The sequence below is a fragment of the Mycolicibacterium fallax genome (assembly GCF_010726955.1).
GTDB classification, from domain to species: Bacteria; Actinomycetota; Actinomycetes; order Mycobacteriales; family Mycobacteriaceae; genus Mycobacterium; species Mycobacterium fallax.
In genome coordinates this window covers 139,038-156,753 of record NZ_AP022603.1, presented here as the reverse complement: position 1 = coordinate 156,753, position 17,716 = coordinate 139,038, and the positions used below count along the sequence as shown (strand labels likewise).

The 17,716-nt window shown below is 70.5% G+C and carries 17 protein-coding genes; 2 read left to right on the top strand and 15 right to left on the bottom strand.

The annotated features are described in order from the left end of the window. Positions 1-69: 69 nt before the first annotated feature. From G6N10_RS00760 to G6N10_RS00700, 13 genes are read right to left on the bottom strand one after another with little or no spacing between them, the layout of a single operon-like run. Complete coding sequence (locus tag G6N10_RS00760) at positions 70-264, bottom strand: ferredoxin (RefSeq protein ID WP_085093540.1); 195 nt, start codon at positions 262-264, stop codon at positions 70-72. Continuing rightward, positions 261-929 carry a TetR/AcrR family transcriptional regulator gene (locus G6N10_RS00755; protein ID WP_085093538.1) on the bottom strand — a complete coding sequence of 223 codons (669 nt, stop codon included), beginning with the start codon at positions 927-929 and terminating at the stop codon, positions 261-263. Before G6N10_RS00755 ends, G6N10_RS00760 begins: the two co-directional genes overlap by 4 nt. Positions 930-978: 49 nt before the next feature. After that, positions 979-1,785 (bottom strand): SDR family NAD(P)-dependent oxidoreductase, encoded by an 807-nt coding sequence (locus tag G6N10_RS00750; protein WP_085093536.1) that lies wholly within the window; start codon positions 1,783-1,785, stop codon positions 979-981. Further along, positions 1,785-2,621, bottom strand: a complete 837-nt coding sequence (locus G6N10_RS00745) for an alpha/beta fold hydrolase (protein ID WP_085093534.1) — start codon at positions 2,619-2,621, stop codon at positions 1,785-1,787. Before G6N10_RS00745 ends, G6N10_RS00750 begins: the two co-directional genes overlap by 1 nt. 8 nt (positions 2,622-2,629) lie before the next feature. Next, positions 2,630-3,388, bottom strand: coding sequence for an alpha/beta fold hydrolase (locus G6N10_RS00740; RefSeq protein WP_085093532.1), 759 nt, complete (start codon positions 3,386-3,388; stop codon positions 2,630-2,632). 2 nt (positions 3,389-3,390) lie between these two features. Further along, a complete protein-coding gene (locus G6N10_RS00735) occupies positions 3,391-3,987 on the bottom strand; it encodes an NADPH-dependent FMN reductase (RefSeq protein ID WP_085093530.1) in 597 nt (198 codons plus the stop codon). 43 nt (positions 3,988-4,030) lie between these two features. Next, positions 4,031-5,017 (bottom strand): cyclase family protein, encoded by a 987-nt coding sequence (locus G6N10_RS00730; protein WP_085093862.1) that lies wholly within the window; start codon positions 5,015-5,017, stop codon positions 4,031-4,033. 42 nt (positions 5,018-5,059) lie between these two features. Then, positions 5,060-5,878 (bottom strand): coniferyl-alcohol dehydrogenase, encoded by an 819-nt coding sequence (locus tag G6N10_RS00725; protein WP_407663959.1) that lies wholly within the window; start codon positions 5,876-5,878, stop codon positions 5,060-5,062. A gap of 2 nt (positions 5,879-5,880) precedes the next feature. Continuing rightward, positions 5,881-7,191 (bottom strand): LLM class flavin-dependent oxidoreductase, encoded by a 1,311-nt coding sequence (locus G6N10_RS00720; RefSeq protein WP_085093526.1) that lies wholly within the window; start codon positions 7,189-7,191, stop codon positions 5,881-5,883. A 21-nt stretch (positions 7,192-7,212) separates the two neighbouring features. After that, positions 7,213-9,006, bottom strand: a complete 1,794-nt coding sequence (locus tag G6N10_RS00715; protein WP_085093524.1) for an FAD-binding protein — start codon at positions 9,004-9,006, stop codon at positions 7,213-7,215. Further along, on the bottom strand, positions 9,003-9,944 hold the full coding sequence (locus tag G6N10_RS00710) for a 3-carboxyethylcatechol 2,3-dioxygenase (protein WP_085093522.1): 942 nt from the start codon (positions 9,942-9,944) through the stop codon (positions 9,003-9,005). The genes G6N10_RS00715 and G6N10_RS00710 overlap by 4 nt, the downstream gene beginning before the upstream one ends. Beyond that, positions 9,877-11,631 carry a bifunctional 3-(3-hydroxy-phenyl)propionate/3-hydroxycinnamic acid hydroxylase gene (locus G6N10_RS00705; RefSeq protein ID WP_085093520.1) on the bottom strand — a complete coding sequence of 585 codons (1,755 nt, stop codon included), beginning with the start codon at positions 11,629-11,631 and terminating at the stop codon, positions 9,877-9,879. The genes G6N10_RS00710 and G6N10_RS00705 overlap by 68 nt, the downstream gene beginning before the upstream one ends. A 3-nt stretch (positions 11,632-11,634) precedes the next feature. Beyond that, positions 11,635-12,498 (bottom strand): alpha/beta fold hydrolase, encoded by an 864-nt coding sequence (locus tag G6N10_RS00700; protein WP_085093518.1) that lies wholly within the window; start codon positions 12,496-12,498, stop codon positions 11,635-11,637. Positions 12,499-12,623: 125 nt separating this feature from the next. Here G6N10_RS00700 and G6N10_RS00695 point away from each other — a divergent pair, with 125 nt between their 5' ends. Together G6N10_RS00695 and G6N10_RS00690 are read left to right on the top strand one after the other, a co-directional pair. Then, positions 12,624-13,340, top strand: a complete 717-nt coding sequence (locus G6N10_RS00695; RefSeq protein WP_234810445.1) for an IclR family transcriptional regulator — start codon at positions 12,624-12,626, stop codon at positions 13,338-13,340. Between the two features lie 55 nt (positions 13,341-13,395). Next, positions 13,396-15,018 carry an FAD-dependent oxidoreductase gene (locus G6N10_RS00690; RefSeq protein WP_085093860.1) on the top strand — a complete coding sequence of 541 codons (1,623 nt, stop codon included), beginning with the start codon at positions 13,396-13,398 and terminating at the stop codon, positions 15,016-15,018. A gap of 6 nt (positions 15,019-15,024) precedes the next feature. Here G6N10_RS00690 and G6N10_RS00685 read toward each other — a convergent pair whose 3' ends face one another. After that, positions 15,025-16,026 (bottom strand): NAD-dependent epimerase/dehydratase family protein, encoded by a 1,002-nt coding sequence (locus G6N10_RS00685; protein ID WP_234810444.1) that lies wholly within the window; start codon positions 16,024-16,026, stop codon positions 15,025-15,027. Continuing rightward, entirely contained in the window at positions 16,016-17,545 is a 1,530-nt protein-coding gene (locus G6N10_RS00680) for an AMP-binding protein (RefSeq protein WP_085093514.1), read from the bottom strand. The genes G6N10_RS00685 and G6N10_RS00680 overlap by 11 nt, the downstream gene beginning before the upstream one ends. Positions 17,546-17,716 lie beyond the last annotated feature (171 nt).

The window sequence follows — 17,716 nt, the reverse complement described above, 5'->3', positions numbered from 1 at the left end:
GGCGGGGTCCTTCGAGGTCGGTTCGGTGGTATCGGGGCGGGACGAATTGGGGTGGGCGAATTGGCCTGGTCAGTCCTCGACGGTGATGGCGCGGCCCGGGCAGGCCAGCGCGGCGGCGTGCACCGCGGCGGCGTGTTCGGGCGAGGGGTTCTCCTGCAGCAGGATCACCACCCCGGCGTCCTCGTCCTGGTCGAAGACCTCCGGGTCGTTGAGCACACAGTTGCCGCTGGAGACGCACTTGTTCGCATCGACGGTCACCTTCATGGCTGTTCCTCACGCTGATCGGGGCTGGTCACCGGGGCCTGCAGCAGCCCGGTGAGGGCATCGGTGAGGGCGGCCGCGGCCGTCCCCCAGTCGCGGTGGCGGGTCGGGGCGCCGGCGGCCACCGCCCGCTCCCGGTCGGCGAAGGTGTGCACGATCAGGGTTCGGGCCATCGCGTTGCGCTCGGCGCGCACCTCCTCGGGCAGCTCGGGCAGCGCCGCCTTGAGGCCCTCGATGATCCGCAGCACGGCCGCCGAGGTCAGCGACTCCGCCGAGGCGATGTCGCGGTGCGCCGGGTCGGGCATCAGCTGCGCGGAGAACCGCGCATACCAGCCGGGCTCCCCCAGTTCGGTCAGATGCCGGGCCAGCGGGTACACCAGGCATTCCACCCAGTCCCGCAGCACCGGGGCGGGGCCCAGCCGGGCGACCATCTGCTGGCACTGCCGTTCCACGGCCTCGTTGTGTCGGCGGACGATGGCGCGGATCAGGTCGGCCTTGGTGCCGAAGTGGTAGCCGACGGCGGTGTTGTTGCCCTGCCCGGCGGCCTCGCTGATCTGCCGGTTGGACACCGCCGAGACGCCGTGCTCGGCGAACAGCCGCTCGGCCGCGGCCAGGATCGCCTCCCGAGTGGCGTCGGCACGCTCGCGGCGTGCGGTCGGGGCGGCCATGTGGCCCAGTAAACCGTTACCCACAATTTAAGTCAAGTGATTGAATTAATTATTGGGTGGTGTCCGACTTTGGCCGGGTCGGCAGCACCTTGCCGGCCACCGTGCCGCCGTCGATCGGCAGCACCACCCCGGTGATGTAGCGCGACCGGTCCCCGGCCAGGTACACCACCGCCTCGGCGACGTCCTCGATGGTGCCCTCCCGTTTGAGCGGACGATCGTTGCGCATCTGCGCCCGAATGCCGGCCTCGAACGCCTCGATGCGTTCGCGGTCCTCGGCCGAGGCCGACTTGCTGACGATCGCGGTGCGGATGTTGCCCGGCGCGATCGCGTTGACCCGGATCTCGTGGCGGGCCAACTCGATGGCGGCGGACTTGGTGAACTGGATGACCGCCGCCTTGGACGCCCGGTAGGTCTGCACCCCGCCGCCGGCCTGGATGCCGCCGATCGAGGTCAGGTTGATGATCGACCCGCCGCCGTGCTCGGCCATGTGGCGCGCCGCGTCCCGGGTACCGGCCATCACCCCGAGCACGTTGACCCCCATCACGTGCGCGAAGTCGGCCAGGTCGTCGTCGAGGAAGCGCCGATGCATGGTGCCCGAGACCCCGGCATTGTTGACCATGATGTCCAGCCCGCCGAACTGCTCGATCGCGGTGGCCACCAGGGCACCGACCTGGTCGATGTCGGACACGTCGGTCACCCGGAAGATCGCGTCGCCGCCCAGCGGCTCAGGCGGCGCGGCGACGTCACCGACGACCACCTTCGCGCCCTCGGCCAGCAGCCGCTCGGCGATGCCCCGGCCCAGGCCGCCGGCGCCACCGGTCACCACCGCCACCTTGTCGGCAAGTTCTGCACTCATCACAGGCCATCCGTTTCTGAATCGGAGAGGAATTCCATCAGCAGTTCGGCCACCGTCTCCGGTGCTTCGATCTGCGGGCAGTGCCCGGCGTCCGCGACGACCGCGCAGCGCCCGCCGGGGATCTGACCGGCGATCTCGGCCGCCCAGCCCGCCGGCAGCAGCTTGTCGCCGCCGCCCTCGATGACCAGCGCCGGTACCGAGATGCGGTGGTAGGGGCGCGCGGTCGACGCCGCGGCCGGTGGTTCCGATCCGGGGCGGCGGAACCGGGCCGAGGCGATCGCCTCCCAGGCCCCGGGCAGCGTCGCCGATTCGTGGCGGCGCCGCACGTAGTCGTCGTCGGCGGCATAGGCCGGATCGGCGAACAGCGCGGTGACGATGCGCCGCATCGCCTCGAGGTCGGCGTCGTAGTCATACAGCGCGCTGACGTGCTCGTTGCGCTGGATCTCTCCGCCGCCGCAGATCGTCACCATTTTCGCCATCGGCAGCACCGGGTCGGGCGAGGTCGCATCGACCAGCAGGTTGATCGCGCCCATCGAATTACCCACGAACGCCGCCGATTCGACGCCCAGCGCGCGACAGAACGCGGCGACGTGCCGGATCCGCAGCCCGCGGCCGTCGACGAAGTCGACGACCTTGGCCGAGCGCCCATAACCGAGCTGGTCCGGTGCCAGCACCCGGAACCGGGTGGCCAGCAGCGGGATGAGCCGCTCCCAGCCGAGCTCGGCGCTGGCGCCGAACTCCCCGCCGTGCAGCAGCACGACCGGCGCACCGGAGCCCGCCTCGAGGTAGCCGGTCTCCAGACCGTCAACCTCGATGCTCTTGTACTCCAACATCATTGCGGCCCTCAGTCCGGGATCAGCGGCCCGACGGGCCGGGTGGAGGTGGCATGAACCAGCAGCCGGGCCAGTTCCTCGGGCCGACTCAGGAACGGGGAGTGCGAGGCGTCGATGCTCAGCGGCTCGACACCGAGTCGGTGGGCCACCGTGTCGGCCAGCCAGCGCGGCATCGCCCGGTCCTGTTCGCAGCGGATGAAGCTGCGCGCAAGGTCGGCGTCCCAGAACCGGGGCACCGACACCGGCGCGAAACTCGTCTCACCGAACCGTTCCGGGCCCAGCCGATCGAAGGCCCAGCGCACGGTCTGCTCATCGCAATCGTGGTAGAAGTGGCTGCGCGCACCCTCGATGTCGGCGAACGTCATCGCACCGTCATCGGAAACATCGAGATATTGCAGCATCTTTCCGGCGTCGGCGTCGAAATCACCGTTCTCGCGGTCACGCATCGCCACCGCCTCGGGGTAGCTGCGCCCCTCCCTCGGCAGTGCGCCCGCCAGGTACACGATGTGCGACACCAGATCCGGTGCGGCGTCGGCGGCCAGGGTGGCGTCGAAGCCGCCGCCGGAATGCCCGACCAGCACGTCACCGGGTTCCATCGCCACGGTGATCGCCGCGGTGCGGCCGGCCAGCGTGGACTCCTCCTCCAGCCGGGCGCCGTGGCCGGGCAGGTCAACCGCCACCCCCTGGTGGCCGAGGTCCTCCAGCGCGGCGATGGTGCGCTCCCAGCACCAACCGGCGTGAAAACCACCGTGCACGAGCACGAACCGCATGCTCACTGTTCCTGGTCCGGGCGGGCCGCGGCAAAGCTGCGGGCCCCGCGCAGCACCTGGCCGGCCAGCATCTCCAGCTGGTTGCGCACCGCCTCGTCGACGAGTTCCCCCGCCGCGTTCCACACCGGTTCAGCCGAGTTGATCGCCACCCCCAGCGGGGTGGGCCAGGCCCGCAGCGCATGCCCGATCACCCGCAGCTGCCCGAGCGTGCCGACCGCGGCCTGCCAACCGTAGGCGCAGGTGATCACCCCCCACGGGGTGTTGTCCAGGTACACCCGCGGATCCGAGCGCAGGTCCTCGATGTAGTCCAGGGCGTTTTTGACCAGGCCGGAGACCGCGCCGTGATAGCCCGGCGAGGCGACCACGACGGCGTCGGCCTCCCGCAACGAGGCCACCAGTTCGGCGGCCTTGGGGGTGCGCTCCAGATGGTGCGGGGCGTACATCGGCAGGTCCAGGTCCGGGCCGCCGTACATCTTGGTGCGCCCGCCGAGCCGCTCGACGGCGTCCAGGCAGTGCCGCAGCGCCCGCTCGGTCGAGGAGTCCGCACGCAGCGTGCCGCCGATACCGACCACCAGCGGCGCAAAGGACGTGCTCGTCATGCTCACCGTTCTCCCACTTCAGGTTCTCCTACTTCACGTTCTGCTATTTCAGCGCAATCGGATTCACCGGGGAGCCGACCGCACCGACCACCCGCAGCGGCGGCGCGATCAGCTGAAAGTCATAGCGCCGGTCGGCGGCGCAGTCCGCGGCCAGCGCGCCGAGGTCCCAGTACTCCCCCAGCATCAGGCCCATGTCGCGCAGGCACAGCATGTGCATGGGCAGGAAGGTGCCCGCCACCCCCGCCGCCGGGTCGGGATCCTCAACCATCAGGTTGTCCGACGCCACCGCGGCGACTCGGTGGTCGTGCAGCCAGGACGCGCAGCTCCAGTGCAGTCCGGAACCGGCCTCGGCACCGTCACCGGTCTGATCGAACCGGGTCCACCAGCCGGTGTGCACGACGACGATGTCCCCCTCCTCGACGGTGACCCCCTGGGCACGGGCGATGTCGTCGAGTTCAGCCGGGGTGATCGGCGCGCCCGGTGGCAGGAAGGTGTCGGCACCGCGGTGCGCAACAACGTCCAGCAGTACGCCTCGGGACGTGACGCCCTTCACGTCGACCTTGTCGATGCCGCAGTGCACCGCACCGAAGCTGGTGACCGAGTCGGCCGGGAACCCGTTGTACAGCTTGTCCTCGTAGTACACGTGCGAATAGGCGTCCCACTGCGAGGCGGCCTGCAACGGCATCACGATCATGTCGTCGTTGAACCGAAACGGGTTGTCGGCGAAGAACGATGCGACCTCCCCGGCGACCGGGTTCTGCAACCAAGGCGGGCCGTAGCCGGCCAGCGTTTCGGCGTCCCCACCGTCGACCGTCATCACGTGCACCGGATTGTTGCGGAACCGGAAGGCGCCCTGCGGACCGCCGGAACCGAAATCGGTGCCGAGGGCGAAGATCTTGCCGTCGCGTACCGACGCCGCCGCCTGGGCGACCTTGTCGGGGGTGATGAAGTTCAGCGTGCCGAGTTCGTCGTCGTCGCCCCAGCGGCCCCAGTTGCGCACGTCATCGGCGACGCGCCGGAATTGCGCCATGCTGGACGGTTCGACGGGGCTGCCCGGATCCGGTGTCATCGGTCAGCTCCTGCCGGTCAGTTCGGCGGCGGTGGCCTGGCCGAGGATACCCCCGTCGACCCAGATCACCTGCCCGGTCAGATAACTCGCGGCACCGCTGCCCAGAAACAGCAGCACCGCGGCCTGCTCCTCGGGCCGGCAGTGCCGGCCCAGCGGGGCGACGAAGGAGTCCAGGAACTGCTGGCCGTAGGCACTGCGCAGCTGCTCCAAGATCGGGGTGTCGGTCACTCCGGGCGCCGAGGTGTTGATCCGGATGCCGCGCTCGCCCAGCGGCCCGGTCAGCCGCATCGCCCACAGGATCAGCGCCTCCTTGGACAGTCGGTAGCCGCCGTCGGCCAGCGCTGCCGGGTTGGCCACGCACCAGTCGATGCCCTCGGCCATGCCGGCGGTGTCCAGCAGCCCGGTGGTGACCGCGGCGTTGGCCCGGTAGTCGCGGGCGGCCAGCGAGGAGACGTTGACGATCGCCGCACCCTCTGGCATCGCCGGCAGCACCGCCTCAGTCAGGGCCCGGGTGCCGAGGAAGTTGACGGTGACCACGGCCAGCGGATCCCCGATTCCCGAGGACACCCCGGCGACGTTGAAGAGCACGTCGATCGGGCCGTCGATCGCCGCGGCGGCCGCGGCCACCGAGCCGGCGTCGGCCAGGTCGACGGGCACGAAATCGGTGATCGGAGCGCCGGATTCGGGGTGCTGGCGATCCAATCCGGTGACCCGGGCCCCGAGTCGCGCGCACTCGGCGGCGACCCGGGACCCGATGCCGGAGGCGGCACCGGTGACGACGACGTGCCGGCCGTCGTAGCGCACCAGTTCCTCGGCGGTCACGCTCAGCTCGCGGCTTCCCGGGCGGCCTTCTCCGCCTGGGCGGCCTTGACCCGGCCCTCGTTGATCTCGGCCATCGCCTCGGGGATCTCCCCGGCGGTGAACTTGCCGCCCCGGCCGGTCGGCAGGCCGCCGAAGTTGTAGGTCTCGTCGAACACCGGGGCGTTCGACGGACGGCGGCGGGCCTCGACCTTCTCGATGATCGGCTCCAGGCGGCGGTTCTTCTCCGCCACCGCCTTGGCGTCACGCTCGATGAACTCCGGCAGGATCTCCCGGCCCATGATCTCGATGGACTCCATGGTGCCCTCGTGGCTGCGCGGGTTGAGCAGCAGGATGATCTCGTCGACACCGCTGGCCTCGTAGCTGCGCAGGAACTCCCGCACGGTGTTCGGCGAACCGATCGCACCGCGGCCCGGACCGTAGGCCAGGGTCGGATCCTCGGCGACGGCCTGCTGGTAGCGCTCCCACACCTTGGTGCGGCCGGGCACGTGCATGCCGGTCAGGTAGTAGTGCATGATGCCGAACGAGAAGAACCCGCCGCCGATGCCGAGCCGCTTGAGCGCCTCGTCGTCGGTGCGCGCCACCATCATCGACAGGTCGCCGCCGATGGCCAGGATGTTGGGGTTGATCGCCGGGGTGACCGGCATGCCGGCGGCCTCGAACTCGTCGTAGTAACCCTTGACCCGCTCTTTCAGCGCCTCGGGCCCGGTGTAGGCGAAGCTCAGCGCGCCGATCGCCTTCTGCGCGGCCATCTGCACCGAGGCCGGCCGGGTGCAGGCCACCCAGACCGGGGGGTGCGGCTTCTGCAGCGGCTTCGGGATGACGTTGCGGGCCGGCATGTCGACGTGCGCGCCCTTGAACCCGCTGAACGGCTCCTCGACCATGCAGCGGATGGAGACCTCCAGGGCCTCCTCCCACTGCGCGCGCTTGTCGGCGGGGTCGATGTTGAAGCCGCCGAGCTCGGCGACCGAGGAACCCTCACCCGTGCCATATTCGACGCGCCCGTTGGACAGGTGGTCCAGGGTGGCGACGCGTTCGGCGATGCGGGCCGGGTGGTTGATCGCCGGCGGCAGGTGCATGACGCCGAAGCCCAGCCGAATGTCCTTGGTGCGCTGGCTGGCCGCGGCCAGGAACATCTCCGGCGCGGTGGAGTGGCAGTACTCCTCCAGGAAGTGGTGCTCGGTCAGCCAGACCGTGGAGAAGCCCGCCTTGTCGGCGGCCTCCACCTCGTCGAGCCCGTGCTGGAACAGCTGGTGCTCGTCGTCCTCGGTCCACGGCCGCGGCAGCGGGAACTCATAGAACAGCGAAATCTTCATCGATGCCTCCTCTGGAGTTGCTCAGGATGTCTGGTCGGATTCCGCCGACGGTTGGGCGCCGGCCGGAAGTTGTTGGTGGCTGGTCGGTTTGTCCCGGGCGGCGATGTCCCGGGCGGCGAGGTAGCCGAATGTCATGGCCGGGCCGATGGTGGCCCCGGCACCGGCGTAGCTGCGCCCCATCACCGCGGCCGAGACGTTGCCGACCGCGTACAGGCCGTCGATGGCGCTGCCATCGGCGCGCAGCACCCGGGCCTTCTCGTCGGTGCACAGTCCGCCGGAGGTGCCCAGGTCGCCCAGGATGATCTGGAATGCGTAGTAGGGCGCCTTGGTCAGTGGGTACAGGTTGGGGTTGGGCAGGGTCGGGTCGCCGTAGTAGTTGTCGTAGGCGCTGTCCCCTCGATTGAAGTCGTCGTCGTGGCCGTTGCGGGCCAGCTCGTTGAACCGGTCGGCCGTGCGCGCCAGCGCGGCCGGCGGCACCCCGATCTGGCTTGCCAGCGCCTCGATGCTGCCGGCGGTCTTGACGATGCCGGAGTCCAGCCAGGCCTGCGGCACCTTCGCGCCGGTCGGCACCGGGGCGAACGGGATCTTCGGGATCGGCAGGTGTCCCCCGACGACGTAGCGGTGAAAGGACCGCTGGTCGGTGATCAACCAGCACGGGATGTGGGTGACGCCGCCGGCCTGGCCCTCGATCATGGCGTGCGCGAAGTCCATGTACGGGGCGGCCTCGTTGATGAACCGCTGCCCGGCGCCGTTGACGATGAACTGGGACGGCATCATCCGCTCGTTGAGCATGAACTGCAGGCGGCCGTCGGGCCAGCACATCGCCGGGAACCACCACGCCTCATCCATCAGCTCGGTTGCCGCGCCGACCTTTTCGGCCGCTCGGATGCCGTCGCCGGTGGCCGCCGGGTTGCCGAAGCTCCAGTCCCTGCCCTCACCGGCGATCTGGGACACCCGGTCCAGCGCCGGCAGGTGCTGCCGGCGCAGGGCCATGTCGTGGTCGAAGCCGCCGCTGGCCAGGATGACCCCGCGGCGGGCACCGATGCGTTCGGTGGCACCGTCGCGTTCCACGGCGACGCCGATCACCGCGCCGTCACCGTCGGTGATCAGCTCGGTCATCGGGGTGTCGCACCACAGCGGGATGTTGTGTTCGCGCAGGGCCAGCCGCATCCGGGCGGCCAACGACTGCCCGATGGCGGCCATCCGGTCGCCGAACACCCGGGCGCGGAACATCCGGTAGAGCAGTTTGACCAGCACGGCCTTGCCGCGCCAGTTCTGCCGGACCTGGTAGAACAGCCGAAGGTCCTTGGGTGCGAACCAGATTCCGCGCGGCGCCAGCGCCAGCGGAGCCAGCAGCGCGGCCTCGTCGTCGCCGAGTTCACGCAGGTCGATGGCCGGCACGTTGATGGTGGAACCCAGTTCCGAGCCGCCCGGGAGTTCCGGGTAGTAGTCGGCGTAGCCGGGCTTCCAGACGAATTCCAGCCAGGGGCTGGACTTTTCCAGGAAATCCATCATCTGCGGGGCCGCGTCGACGTAGGCGCGCAGCCGGGCGTCGCTGACCAGGCCGGCGGTGATCTGCTGCAGGTAGCCGAACACCTCGTCGGGGTCCGGGGTGTAGCCGGCGCGGCGCTGCGCCGGCGCGCCGGGCGCCCAGATGCCGCCGCCGGACAGCGCGGTGGAGCCGCCGAAGTGCGCGGACTTTTCGATGATCAGGGTGTCCAGGCCGGCCGCGGCGGCGGTCAGCGCCGCGGTCATCCCGCCGCCGCCGCTGCCGACGACCAGGACGTCCACGGTGTGGTCGAATTCGCCGTTCATGCTGGCACCGCCGTCCTGATGGCAAAGCCCGCGATGAGTTCGGGGGCGGGTCGGTAGTAACGGTTTTCGGTCCGGTAGTCCCCGGCGGTGGCCAGCGCCGCGAACGCCGCCACCCAGGTGCGGACCTCGTGCGCGGAGTTGCCGCCCTGCGCGGCGATCCAGTCGTTGGTCCAGTGATCGACGCCGTCGACGCGGCCGCTGTCGAGCAGATCGAGCAGCGCGGTGTCCCAGTCCGGGTTCAGCGGGCGGGCCGGCCCGCGGCCGTCGGCGAACTCGGCGGCCGCGGCGATGACCTGCCGCTGGCGCGCCGCGCGGGCCTCGGCGGTCATCGGGGCGCCGCCGACGATGCGGCCGAGCGCGGCCGGTGGCGCGGTGGCCAGGGTCGGCACCGGCGGGTCGTGGGACAGTCCACCCGATCCCAGCACCAGCACCCGCTTGTCCAGCCCGGCCAGGAAGTCGCCGATCGCGGTGCCCAGCGCGCGGGCCCGGCGGATCGGGCCCAGCGGGGTGGCCACCGAGTTGATGAAGACCGGGATCACCGGGACCGCGGTGGCCCCGCCGAACAGCTCCTGCAGGGGTTGCACGGTGCCGTGGTCGACGTCCATGCCGGCCGACAGCGCCACGTCCACACCGGCCTCGAGCACCGCCGCGGCGCAGTCCATGGCCAGCTCCGCGGGCACGTTCAGCGGCCCGGCGTGGCTGCCGTAGTCACCGACGCCGGAGGCGGCGGTGCCGATGCAGAACGGCGGCATCAGCCGGTAGAAGAAGCCGTTGTAGTGGTCCGGCGAAAACGCCACCACCAGTTCGGGATCGAAGCGGGCGACGAACTCGCGGGCCCGGCCGAGCGCGGCGTGGATGTCCTCCAGCAGCTCAGCCGGCGGGCCCGGCAGGTTCAGCAGCGGGCTGTGCGAGATGCAGCACAGGGCCAGTTGCGCCATTGGATTCACCGCCTTCGGCCGGGCTCGGATGCAGGTCGAGGGCCGCGATGAGGCGCGCGCCGAGTTCGGGGGCCCGCTGGGCGACGCAGCTGCCGGCGATGCAGCGGTCCGGGCGCAGGAAGACGACCGAATCGGTGCGGGCATCGAAGAACTGCTTGAAGGCTCCGGTGCGATCGCCGACGATGACGACATCGTCGTCGGCGCTGCCGTTGGGGTCGTCCCAGTGCAGTTGGGTGTTGGGGCGCAGCGCGATGAAGGTGGCGCCCAACGATTTCCAGGCGGCGAACTGCTCGGCGCCCAGGATGATGCGCGGATCGTTGTTCCAGCACAGCACGGCGAATCCGGTGCCGGCCACATCGTCGAAACGCAGTCCGGTGCCGGTGCGGGTGTCGACGGTGGGCTGGATGAGCAGGGTGCCGACCGCGGAGTCCGGCGCCGGCGGGGTGCTGGCATGCACCACCGCCCCCTCCTCGTAGCGCGGCATCGGTTTGAACCGCATCTCCAGCACGTAGCGGCGCAGCGACGGCACGATCGCGGCGGCCCGGATCAGCCCGTCGCGCAGCCGGGCGACGGTCCGATTGGTCGGCGAAATGACCCGCCCGACCAGGGTGGACAGGTCGATCATGGCGCGGGCGTGCTTACGGCGTTCGGTGTCGTAGCTGTCCAGCAACGCGTCCCCGGCGCGGCCGTCGACCACCGCGGCCAGCTTCCAGCCGAGGTTGCCTGCGTCGCGGATGCCGCTGTTGTAGCCCTGGCCCTGCCACACCGGCATCAGGTGGGCAGCGTCACCGGCCAGCAGGATCCGGCCGGCGCGGAAGGAACCGGCGATCCGGGAGTGGTGGGTATAGACCCGGTGCCGGATGATGTCGACGCGGTCGGGGTCCGGGACGAAGGTGGACAGCAGCCGGGACACGAACGCCGGGTCGGCGGCCAGTTCGTCGGTCTCCTCGGGATGGATCATGAACTCGAAACGCCGGATGCCGTGCGCGATCGAGATCGACGCGTACGGCCGGTCCGGGTCGGCGCCGACCTCGCTGTTGGGGTGTCCGAGCGGGTCGTTGGCCAGGTCGATGACCAGCCAGCGGGTCGCCGAGGTGGTGCCCTCGAAGGACACCCCCATCAGGTGGCGGGTGGCGCTGCGGCCGCCGTCGCAGCCGATCAGATACCGGGCGCGCAGCGTGTCGCCGTCGTCGAGCCGCACGCTCACCCCGGTGCTGTCCTGTTCGGCGCCGGCCATCCGGGTACCCCAGCGCACCCGGACGTGCTCGAAGCGGTCCAGGCCGCGCAGCAGTTCCGCGTCGACGAGCGGCTGGACGAAGCCGTTGCGCTTGGGCCAGCCGAATCGGGCGTCGGGCGGGGCCATTTCCACCAGCAGCCGGCGGTTGGAGTCGAAGAACCGCAGGATCTGGTTGGGCACGGTGTGCGGCAGGATCGCCTCGATCAGCCCGATGGACTGGAAGGTGCGCATCGATTCGTCGTCCAGGCCGACCCCGCGCGGGTAGTCGATGAGGGTGTCGCGCTCCTCGACGATCGAGGTTCGGATCCCCTGTAGGCCAAGGACGTTGGCCAGGGTGAGGCCGACCGGCCCGGCGCCGATGATGACAACGTCGACATCGACATCGACGTCGACGTTGACATCAACATTGCCGGAGTCCGGCGCCGGCTGCGTGGGGGTGCCGTCGGCCACCGCTCAGCGCCCCAGCAGGAAGTCGAGGTGAATGCGGTTGAAGTTCGCCGGGTCCTCGTACTGCGGCCAGTGTCCGCAGTCCGGCATCACCTCAAAGCGCGCCCCGGGGATCATCGACGCGATGCGCCTGCCCTCGGTGACATCGGCGGTCGGGTCGTCGGAGGTCCACAGCACCAGGGTGGGCGCGCCGATGCTGCCGTACACCTCGGGGCCGATGATGTTGCGAGCACGGATGACCGGGTCCTGCAGCGCCATGATGTCGCTCATCGCGCCGAGGAACCCGGGCTGCCGGTAGATGGCCTGCCGGCTGGCGACGATGTCGTCGTAGTCCTTGGACTTGTCGGCCATCAGCCACTTGATCCGGGCCGCCACGGTCTCCCAGGTGGGGGCCTCGACGGCGGCCATCGACAGGGTGCGGATCCGCGCCATCACCTCGGGGTCGGCCTGGGAACCACCGGCGGTGTTGAGCACCAGTCGCGCGATGCGGTCCGGGTGGTCGGCGGCCGCACGGGCGGCGACCCAGCCGCCGAGTGACTCACCGGACAGGTGGACCCGGTCGGCCCCAATCGCGTCGAAGAAGCCGATCAGATGCTCGACGTAGTGCGCGACTTCCAGCGGGTGGCCGGGCTTGTCGGTGTAGCCGTGGCCGAGCATGTCGATCGACCAGGTGGAGAAGTGTTCGGCGTGCGACTCCAGGTTGCGCACGTACGCCTCGGCGTGTCCGCCGCTGCCGTGCAGCAGCACCAGGGCCGGCTTGTCCCGGTCGCCCGCGTGCAGGTAGCGGGTCCGTACGCCGCCCACATCGAGGTAGCCCTGGGAGAACGCAACACCCTGCAGATCACTCCAGATGCTCTCGAACTCGGCCACCGGACCCCTTTCGACATGCGATAATGACGTTCTCATCTATTGATAACACATTTCTCTTTTGCCGCGAGGTCAATGTGCTAAAATCGCACATGTATGTGCACTATGTATAGAGGATGGCTTTCACGGTGACGTCTGTCAAGGGTGCCCCCACGGCGGCCGCCGGCGCGCCGGCGGGCGCTCCCGGATCCCAGACCCTGGCCCGGGGACTGACCGCACTGCAGGCCGTCGCCGCCGCACCGGGCGGGCTGACCATCGCGGCGGTGGCCGAGCACATCGGGGTGCACCGCACCATCGCCTCTCGGCTGCTGAGCACGCTTGCCCAGTTCCGGCTGGTCGCCAAGGGGGAAGACGGCCGCTACCGCTCGGCCTCCGGGCTGGCCGTGCTCGGCGCCTCCTTTGACAACAACATCCGCGCGCTGTGCCTGCCGACGCTGCGGGCACTCACCGAGGAACTCGGCGCCACGGTGTCCCTGCTGATCGCCGAGGGTGACCAGCAGGTCGCCGTCGCCGTCATCGTGCCGACCCACGTGCCCTACCAGCTGTCCTTCCAGGAGGGCAGCCGGTACCGCCTGGACCGCGGCGCGGCCGGGGTGGCCCTGCTGGCCAGCATGCCGCCGCGGTCCGACGAGCGCGAGCTGGTGACCCTGACCCGGGACCGCGGCTGGGTGATCACCCACGGCGAGATCGAACCCAACACCTACGGCCTGGCCGTACCGGTACCTCGCGACCGACCCGCCCCACCGACCTGCATAAACCTCATCTCGCACCGCGAGGACGTCGTCGAGCGCGGCCGCAACGCCGTCGTCGACGCCGCCCACGCGCTGGCGCAGATCCTGGCCTGATCCGAAGGGAAACACCGTGACCTCAACCGGCGTGCAAACTCCGAGCGACCACACCATCAGCTGGGACCACGAGACCGATGTGGTGGTGCTGGGCACCGGCGGTGCCGGGCTGACCGCAGCGCTGGCCGCGGTCACCGCCGGAGCGGCGGTCGAGGTCTACGAGAAGTCGGCAACCGTCGGCGGCACCACCGCCGTCTCCGGCGGCATCGCCTGGATTCCCGCCCACGATCGCAGCCCCGACGGTGCGCTGAGCGTCGCCGACGCGATGGCCTACCTGCGCGCCCAGTCCTACGGGGCGATGGACGACGCGCTGGTGGAGACCTTCGTCCGGACCGGCGCACCGATGCTGACGTTCGTCGAGGACAACAGCGATGTCCGCTTCGAGATCGCCACCGGCTTCCCCGATTACAAGCCCGAACTGCCCGGCGGCCGGCCCGGCGGCGGGCGTTCGCTGGGCCCGGCGCCCTACAACCTGGACCGGATCTCGGGCTGGGGCGACAAGATCACCTCCTTCCCGGCGGACTTCTCCAACGTCGGCATCGACGCCGAGACCCGGGCCCGGTTGCACGCCGACATCGGCGCTGGCGATGCGGACCTGGTGGTGGCCGGGGCCGCCCTGATCGGCGGGCTGCTGCGCGGACTGCTCGACCGCGGCGTCACCCCGCGCACCGAGTCCCGGGCCGTCGAGCTGATCAACGTCGACGGCACCGTCGTCGGGGTGCGGATCCAGGCCGGCGCCGACACCCGCGCAGTGCGGGCCCGGCGCGGGGTGATCCTGGCGAACGGCGGCTTCGAGTGGGACACCCGGATGGTCGAGGCGTTCCTGCGCGGCCCCATGCACGGCCCGGTGTCCCCGCCGGCCAACACCGGCGACGCGCTGCGGATGGCGATGGCCCAGGGCGCCGATCTGGCCAACATGGGCGAGGCCTGGTGGGTGCCGATCATCCAGATCCCCGGCGACATTCTCGGTGGCCAACAGCGCAGCCGCAGCGTGCGCCTGGAGCGCACCCGGCCGCGCAGCATCATCGTCAACCGGTCCGGCCGGCGGTTCGTCAACGAGGCCAGCGACTACAACTCGATGTCCGGGGCGTTCCAATACCTGCACCCGCGCGACGGCTACGTCAACGATCCGTCCTGGATCGTCTTCGATGCCGGGCACCTGAAGAAGTACGGGTTCCTCGGCGTCGAGCCCGGCGGCCAGCCGCCGGACTGGTTCTGCGAATCCGCCGACCTGGCCGCGCTGGCCGCCACGATCGGGGTGGACGCCGACGGCCTGGCCCGGACGGTGGCGGACTGGAATGCCAACACCGCCGGTTCGGCGCCGACGGATCCGGACTTCGGCCGCGGCGCCAGCGCCTACGACGGCTACTGGGGCGACCCGGACGCCGACACCCCGGCCGGCCAGACCCTCGGCCCGCTGGACACCGCGCCGTTCTACGCGGTACCGGTGGCGATCGGGGTGATGGGCACCAAGGGCGGTCCCCGCACCGACGCCGATGCCCGGGTGCTGCACGTGTCCGGGCAGCCGATCCCCGGGCTGTATGCGGCCGGCAACGCGATGGCCGGGGTGACCGGCCGGGCCTACGGCGGCGCCGGCGGAACCATCGGCCCCGCCATGGTTTTCGGCTTCCGGGCCGGCCACCACGCGGCCACCGGCCGGTCCGCGCCGACGGTCTGAGCCGGTTCAGCCGGCGGCGGTGAAGAACTCCGCCGCCGCGGCCAGTGACACCTCGGTCGGCCGGGGCCGCCAGCCCAGCTCCCGTTCGGCCTTGGCGTGGTCCAGCGGCGACATCCGTTCGGTCATCCGCTGCCCGGCCGCGGCGAACGGCAGATCCCGGTTCAGCAGCGCCGCGGCGACGTCGTTGAGCCGGGCGCCCGCCCGCAGCACCGGGCGCGGGATCTTCAGCCAGGGCCGGCGCACCCCGGCGGCGTCGGCGACGGCGTTCTGGATCTCCCGCATGCTCATGTACCGGTCGGAGACGATGTAGCGGTGCCCGGGACGGCCACGTTCGGCGGCGGCCAGCATCGCCGCCGCGGCATCCTCGATGCCGACCACCTCCAGGCCGAAGTCCGGATAGGCCGGCATCCGGCCCGCGGCGACCATCGCGATCTGGGCGCCGTGCGGGGTGGGCGCAAAATCGCGCGGGCCGTATGTCGTTGACACGCACATCGCCACACCGGGCAGGCCGCGGTCGCGGCAGTAGTCCAGCAGCAGGTTCTCCGCGGCCACCCGGGATTCGATGTAGGGGCCGCCCTCGGTCCAGTTGTGCGGGTCGTCCTCGGTGACCGGCCGGGTGTCGCTGACCGCCAGGGTGCCGATGGTGGAGGTGAACACGAATCGTCGCAGGCCGGCGGCGATCTCGGGCTCGGTGGCCACCTCCAGCACCTGCCGCAGTCCCTCGACGTTGGTGGCGAACAGCGGCGCCGGGTCGCGCAGCCACATCCGGGCATCGACCACGCAGTAGTAGATGACACTGCAGCCGGTCATCGCCGCCCGCAGCGCGTCGGCGTCGAACACATCGCCGTAGCAGCGCTGCACGTCCAGGCCGTCGATGCCCTTGGTGGAGCTGGTCTTTCGTAGCATGACCCGGACGTCGTCGCCGCGAGCGGCCAGCGCGGCCACCACGTGCGAGCCCAGAAATCCGCTGGCCCCGATGACCAGGGCCGGGCCCGGCTCAGTCGGCAAGGTCGCGCCTGACCTTGTACTTCTGCACCTTTCCGCTGGCGGTCCGCGGGAAGTCTTCGACCGCCACCAGCTGTTCGGGCCATTTCTGTCGGGCCATCCCGCAGGATGCGAAATGTGCTCGCACGTCGTCCAGTTCGGGAATCGGGTGGCCGGGCAGCATGCGCAGGACGGCGGTGGCCTGTTCACCCAGCCGCGGGTTCGGGGTGGCCACCACGACCGCCTCGGCGATACCGGGCATGCTCAGCAGCGTTTCCTCCACCTCGACCGCGCTGATGTTCTCACCGCCGCGGATGATCACATCGGCCTTGCGGTCGGTGATGGTGAGATAGCCGTCGTCGTCGAAGACCCCGATGTCGCCGGTGTGGTACCAGCCCTGGTCGTCGAAGGCCCGCGCGGTCAGCGCGTCGTCGGTATAGCCCAGGCACAGGTCCGGTCCGCGGGAAAGGATCTCGCCGTCCTCGGCCAGCCGCACCTCGACGCCCGAGAGCGGGCAGCCGTCGGTGTAGAGCCGCTTGGATTTCGGCGCGTCCCAGCGTGACCCGGTGATCGACGGGTGCTCGGTGCTGCCGTAGGACCGGAACGCCACGATGCCCATCGCGTCGAGCCGCTCGGTGACCGCGACCGGGACGGTGGATCCGCCCAACCCGACCGTGCGCACCCCGGCCAGGTGCTCGGTGGTGAAGTCCGGGTGTTCCAGCAGGCTGGTGACGAAATACGGCGGCCCGCCACCGATGGACAGGCCGTCACTCTTCATCAACGCCAGCGCCTTGCCCGGATCCCACACGTCGGTGAGGTTGATCGCGGTACCGCTGAGCACCGGCATCAGCAGCGCCCCGACCATCCCGATGAAGTGCCCGACCGGGGTGGCGGTCAGCATCTTGCCGGTGTCGCGGCGGTTCTGCCCGACCAGCTGATAGGTCTCGTGCACCAGGCTGCGGTGGCTGTGCACCACGCCCTTGGGCACGCTGGTGGTGCCGGAGGTGTAGGCGATCAGGGTCGGACCGGCCGGATCGGCGGGCAGTACCTCGGGCATCGGATCGGCGGCCAGCAGGTCCTCGAAGTCGCGGCCCACCACACCGACGATCGGCACCTCGGCGGCGACCTCGGCGTCGAACTGCAGGTGCCCGAACGATTCCGCGGTGATGAACACCCGCGGCTTGGCATCGCCAAGGATGTGGGTGAGCTCCTTGCGCCCGTAGAAGTGCACGACGGGCACCACCACCGCTCCGAGCAGTGCGGAGGCCCAGAACGTTGCCGCGGCCTCCATCCAGTTCGGCAGCTGCATGGCCACCACGTCGCCGGGACCGACGCCGCGGGCGGCCAGACCGGCGGCCAGCCGCCGGGCGGTGTGCTCAACCTCGGCGAAGGTGCCGGTGTAGGGCCGCACCGCCGAGTGCACCCGGAACTCGGCGTCCGGGGCGGCGGCCAGGCCGCGGGCCAGCAGGTCACCGAGGGTGTCGGTGGTCCACCAGCCCTCGTCGTGGTACCGCTGCGCCAGTTCGGCGGGGATCGTTCGCATCGGTTGTTCACACCTCCACGGGTCAACGAGGATGTTATTCTCCAGCAACGAGAATGCCAATCTCCCGCACTGTATCGGGGCGAATCCGATTTAGCCGCGGCGGGACGCGGAGCGGCGTTCTATAGTCAGCCGAAGGTCGCGGTGTCCGATCCGGGAGGAAACAGTTGAAGC